The sequence below is a fragment of the Ferroglobus sp. genome, assembly GCF_015521575.1.
Classification (GTDB): domain Archaea; phylum Halobacteriota; class Archaeoglobi; order Archaeoglobales; family Archaeoglobaceae; genus Ferroglobus.
In genome coordinates this window covers 1-5,897 of record NZ_WANY01000272.1, presented here as the reverse complement: position 1 = coordinate 5,897, position 5,897 = coordinate 1, and the positions used below count along the sequence as shown (strand labels likewise).

At 43.6% G+C, this 5,897-nt stretch carries 9 protein-coding genes; 7 read left to right on the top strand and 2 right to left on the bottom strand.

Annotated elements, in window-relative coordinates; all coding sequences use genetic code 11:
• Nucleotides 1–291, top strand: a 291-nt coding sequence (locus tag F7C14_RS10965) for a uracil-DNA glycosylase family protein (RefSeq protein ID WP_290902879.1), incomplete at its 5' end; no start/stop codon positions are given.
• A 22-nt stretch (nucleotides 292–313) separates the two neighbouring features.
• Here the strand turns inward: F7C14_RS10965 and F7C14_RS10960 are convergent.
• Nucleotides 314–985 carry a DUF6293 family protein gene (locus F7C14_RS10960; RefSeq protein WP_290902876.1) on the bottom strand — a complete coding sequence of 224 codons (672 nt, stop codon included), beginning with the start codon at nucleotides 983–985 and terminating at the stop codon, nucleotides 314–316.
• Between the two features lie 175 nt (nucleotides 986–1,160).
• Here F7C14_RS10960 and yccX point away from each other — a divergent pair, with 175 nt between their 5' ends.
• Nucleotides 1,161–1,433 (top strand): acylphosphatase, encoded by a 273-nt coding sequence (gene yccX, locus F7C14_RS10955; RefSeq protein ID WP_290902874.1) that lies wholly within the window; start codon nucleotides 1,161–1,163, stop codon nucleotides 1,431–1,433.
• Nucleotides 1,433–2,248 (top strand): imidazole glycerol phosphate synthase subunit HisF, encoded by an 816-nt coding sequence (hisF, locus tag F7C14_RS10950; RefSeq protein WP_290902872.1) that lies wholly within the window; start codon nucleotides 1,433–1,435, stop codon nucleotides 2,246–2,248. Before yccX ends, hisF begins: the two co-directional genes overlap by 1 nt.
• On the opposite strand, the gene F7C14_RS10945 is transcribed toward hisF, so the two are convergent.
• Nucleotides 2,238–2,606, bottom strand: a complete 369-nt coding sequence (locus tag F7C14_RS10945) for a RidA family protein (protein ID WP_290902870.1) — start codon at nucleotides 2,604–2,606, stop codon at nucleotides 2,238–2,240. The two genes, hisF and F7C14_RS10945, sit on opposite strands and share 11 nt — an antisense overlap.
• A gap of 82 nt (nucleotides 2,607–2,688) precedes the next feature.
• Here F7C14_RS10945 and F7C14_RS10940 point away from each other — a divergent pair, with 82 nt between their 5' ends.
• The 4 genes from F7C14_RS10940 to F7C14_RS10925 all read left to right on the top strand — a co-directional run.
• On the top strand, nucleotides 2,689–2,985 hold the full coding sequence (locus F7C14_RS10940) for a MazG nucleotide pyrophosphohydrolase domain-containing protein (protein WP_290902868.1): 297 nt from the start codon (nucleotides 2,689–2,691) through the stop codon (nucleotides 2,983–2,985).
• Nucleotides 2,969–4,117 (top strand): nicotinate phosphoribosyltransferase, encoded by a 1,149-nt coding sequence (locus F7C14_RS10935; RefSeq protein WP_290902866.1) that lies wholly within the window; start codon nucleotides 2,969–2,971, stop codon nucleotides 4,115–4,117. Before F7C14_RS10940 ends, F7C14_RS10935 begins: the two co-directional genes overlap by 17 nt.
• A gap of 71 nt (nucleotides 4,118–4,188) precedes the next feature.
• Nucleotides 4,189–4,851 (top strand): FmdE family protein, encoded by a 663-nt coding sequence (locus tag F7C14_RS10930; protein WP_290902864.1) that lies wholly within the window; start codon nucleotides 4,189–4,191, stop codon nucleotides 4,849–4,851.
• The coding region (locus tag F7C14_RS10925; protein WP_290902861.1) for an iron ABC transporter substrate-binding protein at nucleotides 4,851–5,897 on the top strand (1,047 nt) is incomplete at its 3' end. The genes F7C14_RS10930 and F7C14_RS10925, both read left to right, overlap by 1 nt.

The window sequence follows — 5,897 nt, the reverse complement described above, 5'->3', positions numbered from 1 at the left end:
TATCTCATAAGACAACTCTACGAAATAAAGCCGGACGTGATAGTTTGCCTCGGAAGACATTCAGCAAGGGAGATACTGAACTTTTTCGGTAAGAAATTCAGAGGGATATCCGCTGATAGAGGTAAGATTTTCGAAGCAGAACTTGACGGAAAGACAGTAAAGATTATTCCGACGTATCATCCAGCGGCAGTTCTGTACAAACCGCAGCTGAAGGAGTACTTCGAAGAAGACATTAGGAAGGTTGCGAGCTTCTTTAAAAGAAAAACACTTCTGGATTTTATAGGAGAGTAAAAAAGGTTAAAGTTAAAATTTTTTAGTTCACCAGATTTACGGCTCTTCCTAAAACCGTCAGCGAGATCTTCACGTTCTTTCCTACCCTCTTCGTCTCTACGAGTCCGTCCTCTTCCAGTCCTCTGAGGTGGTAGCTCATTCTTGCTCTCTGTGCCATGTACTTCTTGTGATCGGTCGTTCTACCTTCAAGAAGTTCTATCAGCTTGTTTATCGACTCTACCTCTCCTCCGTTTGCTTCGATAACCTTCAGGATTTCAAGTTTGTCTTCGGAAACTTTTTTCATCGGAGGAACAGGTATCTCAATGACCCTTTCAATTCCGACCTCCTTTCCTTCCTCGTACTTCGGCATTGCCGTGTAAAGCTTGCTTCCCGAAACCTGAGCAGCTATGTAGGCGGAAATAGTTAGCGTCTTTGGAGCTTCGGTGATGTTGATGTAAACGTCGTTACCAGCCTTTAGATCCCCTCTAATTGCTTCAAGAACCTTTAGCATTGATTCAAAAACTTCGTACTGGTTAACCTCAATCATTTCGACGTCGATCAGCACCTTTAAAACGTCTTTCAGCTTTTCTGCCACGCTTTTAACATCTGCGTAGTAAACTAAATACGCTTTGTGTATCGGATATCCGCTTGCCTTTATGCTTTCCATCACCTTCTCCGCATCGCCACCCACGAACACAACGTGCACGACTGCCATGTTGTTCCATTGGATGGAATAATAAATAAATTTTTCTACATCGCTAAAATCGTCTTCTCTGATTACACTTTGTTAAGTTATAGGCGAAATTAGAAAAAGATAACAGCAATATGAATTGATAATCGAGCGTTGAATCAACAACTATATAATGCAGAGTAAAGAGAGATGTAGTGAAATGAAGAGAGTCAGAGTTTATGTTAGCGGTGTCGTACAGGGAGTGGGATTCCGGTATTTCACTAAAAAAGTTGCGAGAGAAATTGGCGTCAGGGGTTACGTCATGAATCTCAACGATGGTAGAGTTCTTGTTGTCGCTGAAGGGGAGGAAGAGCAGATAGAAAAACTGATATCGGCTTTAAAGGTAGGTCCAAAATCGGCAATAGTTAAAAACGTCGAGGTGATTGAGGAAGAGTACAAGGGAGAATTCGAAAACTTCGAGGTGAGGTATTAGTGCTTGCCAAGAGGATTATCCCTTGCTTGGATGTCACGCTCGATGAAAAAGGAGCGAGAGTCGTTAAGGGAGTTGAGTTCGTAAATCTGAGGGATGCTGGAGATCCAGTGGAATTGGCGAAGAGGTACGATGAGGAAGGAGCGGACGAACTCGTCTTCTTGGACATCACAGCTTCAGCTCACGGAAGGAAGACTATGGTTGATGTTATAGAGAGGACCGCAGAAGAAGTTTTTATCCCTTTAACTGTTGGTGGAGGGATAAAAAGTATCGAGGACATAAACGAAATGCTTTCCGCCGGAGCGGATAAAGTTTCGATTAATACCGCAGCTGTGAAGAATCCGGAGTTTGTTAGAGAAGCTGCTGAAGTGTTCGGAAGTCAGTGCATAGTTGTGGCGATAGACTGTAGAAGGAATTTCGATCTCGGCAAAGGTAAGTACTTTGTCGAGCTTGAGGACGGAAGGAAAGCTTGGTACGAGGTTGTGATCTACGGGGGAAGAAAGCCCACTGGCATCGATGCTGTTGAATGGGCTAAAAAAGTGGAAGAGCTTGGAGCTGGCGAAATTCTTCTAACTTCGATGAACAGGGACGGGACGAAGATTGGTTACGACATTCCGATAACGAGGAAAATAAGCGAAGAGGTGAAAATTCCGGTTATAGCTTCCGGAGGAGCTGGAAAGCCGGAACACTTCTACGAAGCGTTCACAGTAGGAAAAGCTGATGCTTGTTTGGCTGCGAGCATTTTCCACTATAGAGAAGTGGAAATAGAAGAGTTGAAAAGATATTTGAAAGAAAAAGGGATTCCTGTCAGGGTCTGAAAGCTACAACTTCCATTTCTATGTCAACACCTTTCGGAAGATCTGACACTCCTATAACAGATCTTGCCGGCTTGTTTTTAAAGTATCTCTCATAAACCTTGTTGAATTCATTAAACTTCGACAGATCTTTTAAGTAAACCGTAACTTTGACGACGTTTTCCAGATCAAGACCAACGTCTTTTAAAATTACTCTAACGTTTTCTATAACGGTCTTAACCCTCTCTTCGAACTTTTCCGGAATTTCTCCATTCTCTCTTATTGGTATCTGCCCCGAGACAAACACGAACTTTTCAACCACCACTGCATGGCTGTAAGGTCCTGCTGGCTTAGGAGCGCTTTCGGAAATCACGAACTTCATGGATATTCTTGAACGAAGGGCATTAATAGATTTTACATATCGGTAAGCAAAGTGTTTAAAACAGAAACCATAAGCTTCGGCTGTGAAGATATCTGAGTTTCAGAAATTAATAAAAGACCTTTATTTCGAAAAGGATAAGAAGAGGGGATTAGACAAGACCTTCATCTGGTTCGTAGAAGAGGTTGGTGAGTTGGCTGAAGCTATAAGAAAAGGCGAAAATGTAGGAGAGGAAATAGCAGATGTGTTTGCTTGGTTGGTTAGTTTAGCCAACATACTTGGAGTTGACGTGGAAAAAGAAGTCTTGAAAAAGTATCCTTACAAGTGCGTTAAGTGCAACAAAATCCCGTGCGAGTGTGAGGAACATGTTTCTGATCGTTAGGGATGAGGATATAAAAAACGGTTTGACGACGGACAAGTACTTCATCTGGACGGAGAATGTTTTGAAAGCGAAGGGAAAAAATCCTCTTGTTGTTGCCGAAGTTACAGCCTCGACTTGGGGAATTTTCGCCGGGTTAAACGACGCTCTAAAGCTTTTGGAGGGAATAAACGTCGACGTATACGCGATGGATGAAGGCACTCTTTTCTTCCCCCACGAACCGGTTTTAACCATTGTCGGAAGGTATTTAGATTTTGCAAGGTTTGAAACCGCTCTACTTGGCTTCATCTGCCACGCTTCCGGGGTTGCCACCGAAGCCTTCAGAACGAAGCTTGCTGCTGGAGATAAAAGAGTTCTATCGTTCGGAACGAGGAGGCAGCATCCTGCTTTAGCTGCTTTCATAGAAAGATCTGCTTACATCGGTGGAGTTGATGGAGTGAGCAATTATGCCGCTGAGAAGTACCTTGGAATAGAGAGCGTTGGAACGATGCCCCACGCACTGATAATTTCGTTCGGAAACCAAGTTGAAGCTTGGAGAGCTTACGATGAAATCGTTGATGAAAAAGTCCCGAGAACGATGCTGATAGACACCTACTTCGACGAAAAAACCGAAGCCATATTGGCTGTTGAGAACGTAAAGAGGGTTGATGCCGTCAGACTCGACACTCCGAGCAGCAGGAGAGGAAATATAAGAAAAATAATCGAGGAAGTTAGATGGGAGCTAAAAATCAGGGGTAAAGAAAACGTGAGGATAGTTTTGAGCGGGGGAGTTAATGCTAAGGACGTTTACGAGCTGAGAGACATCGTTGACGCTTTTGGTGTCGGCACTTCTATAGCCGGCGCTCCACCGATAGATTTCAGCCTCGATATAGTGGAGAGGGAAGGAAAGTTCGTTGCTAAGAGGGGAAAGAGAAGCGGAATGAAGCAGGTTTACAGGGACTGGGAGAAACTTGAGGATGAAATGAGGTTGTTCAGAGAAGAGGCTCCAAAAGGTAAGGAGCCACTTATCAAAAAGTACATGGAAAGAGGGAAGATTATCAAGGATTGTAACGTGGAAGAGGCGAGGAAACTGAGTTTAAGGCAGATGGAGATAATAAGAAATCTTGGGAAGGTTGAGGAATTTGTCCTCTCTTAATTATCTTATCACTGTTAACTTTCTTAAAATAAAATCATAAGTTTTATTTTCTGAGTAACACAACCGATGCTATGGATGTTAAGAATATCTTAAAAAAGGCTAAGGATTTTCACGGACATGTATGTCCCTTTTTGGCTCTTGGGGTGAGAGCTTCTCAGATTGCCATGGAAGAGCTTGGAATAGCGAGAGTTGGGCTGGAAAGTATAGGGGAAGATGTTTTAGCGGTTGTTGAGTGCAACAACTGCTTTGCTGACGGAGTTCAGGTTGCCACTGGATGCACATTCGGGAATAATAGCTTGATATATTTGGATGTCGGAAAGAACGCTTTCACCCTCGTCAGAAGAAGGGACTGGGAAGGCGTAAGGGTTTACGTTGATGCTGATAAAGTGAGCGAGATGTATTTTAGCGAAGATGTTGAAGAGCTTTTCAGAAAAGTTGTTGTGAGGAGGGAGGCAAGTAAAGAGGAGGAGGAAAAGTTAGCAGAGTTATGGGAGGAGATAAGTTGGAAAATAATTGAAGCCCCAAGGGAAATTTTCAAGATAGAGAGGGTAAGGTTTTCGCCAATCGAGAGGGCACCAATTTTTGAGAGCGTAAAATGCAACGGGTGTGGTGAACTCGTGATGAAAACCAGAGTTAAAGACGGACTGTGCTTAAAATGCAGGGGTGAGTTTTACGGAGTAGTGGGTAGGGGAATCGTAAAGTTTTCGGATAGCAAGTTTGAAGAGGTGATTTAATGAGAAAAATTTTGCCCGTTCTCGTTTTACTCCTCTTACTATCCGGATGCTCCGAAAAGAGTGAGGTTGAGAGGAGTTTCGTAAAAATCGTTGACATGGCTGGAAGAACCGTGGAAGTTCCCGAGAAAGTTGAAAGGGTGGTGGCAATAGGTCCCGGGGCTTTGAGGTTCGTAGTTTACCTAAACGCAGCGGACAAAGTTGTAGGAGTGGAGGATGCGGAAATTTACTGGGATTCAGCGGGAAGACCCTACAGAATGGCACATCCAGAATTTTCCGAACTACCTGTTATCGGCAAGGGCGGACCAAATCCGGTTCCAAATCTTGAGAAGATCGCCGAATTGAATCCGGATGTAATATTTGTCACGGCAAATCCCAAACTTGCTGATAGCATTCAGGAAAAGACGGGAATTCCAACGGTTGTTGTCAGCTACGGATCTTTTGGTAAATTCGATGACGAAGCCTTTATCGGGTCGATAACGCTCGTTGGCAAAATACTTGACAAAGAAGAAAGAGCCGAGGAAATTGTTAAATTTTTAAAAGAAACAGTAAGGGATCTTGAGAGGAGAACCGAAGGTATTCCGGAGGATAAGAAGTTAAGAGTTTATGTTGGGGCGTTAAGTTACAAGGGTGGACACGGAATAGAATCTACTCAGTGCGATTTTCCTCCGCTGACAGTATTGCATGCGAAAAACGTGGTTTGCGAGGCGAACGTCAAGGGAATAATTTTCGTCGATAAGGAGAAACTTCTTGAATGGGACCCGGACGTGATTTTCATTGATGAGGGTAACTTACACTTGGTAAAAGCTGACTTTGAAAAGAATAAAGAGTTCTACATGTCCCTTAAGGCATTCAGGGAAGGCAGGATCTACGGAATTTTGCCCTTTAACTTCTACTGGACGAACGTCGAAATAGCCTTGGCAGACGCCTATTTCATCGGAAAGGTACTCTATCCGGAGAGGTTCGCGGACATAGATGTTGAAAAGAAAGCCGACGAGATAATAGAGTTCTTCGTCGGGAAAAAGCTTTACGGGGAGCTTGCGAAAAGG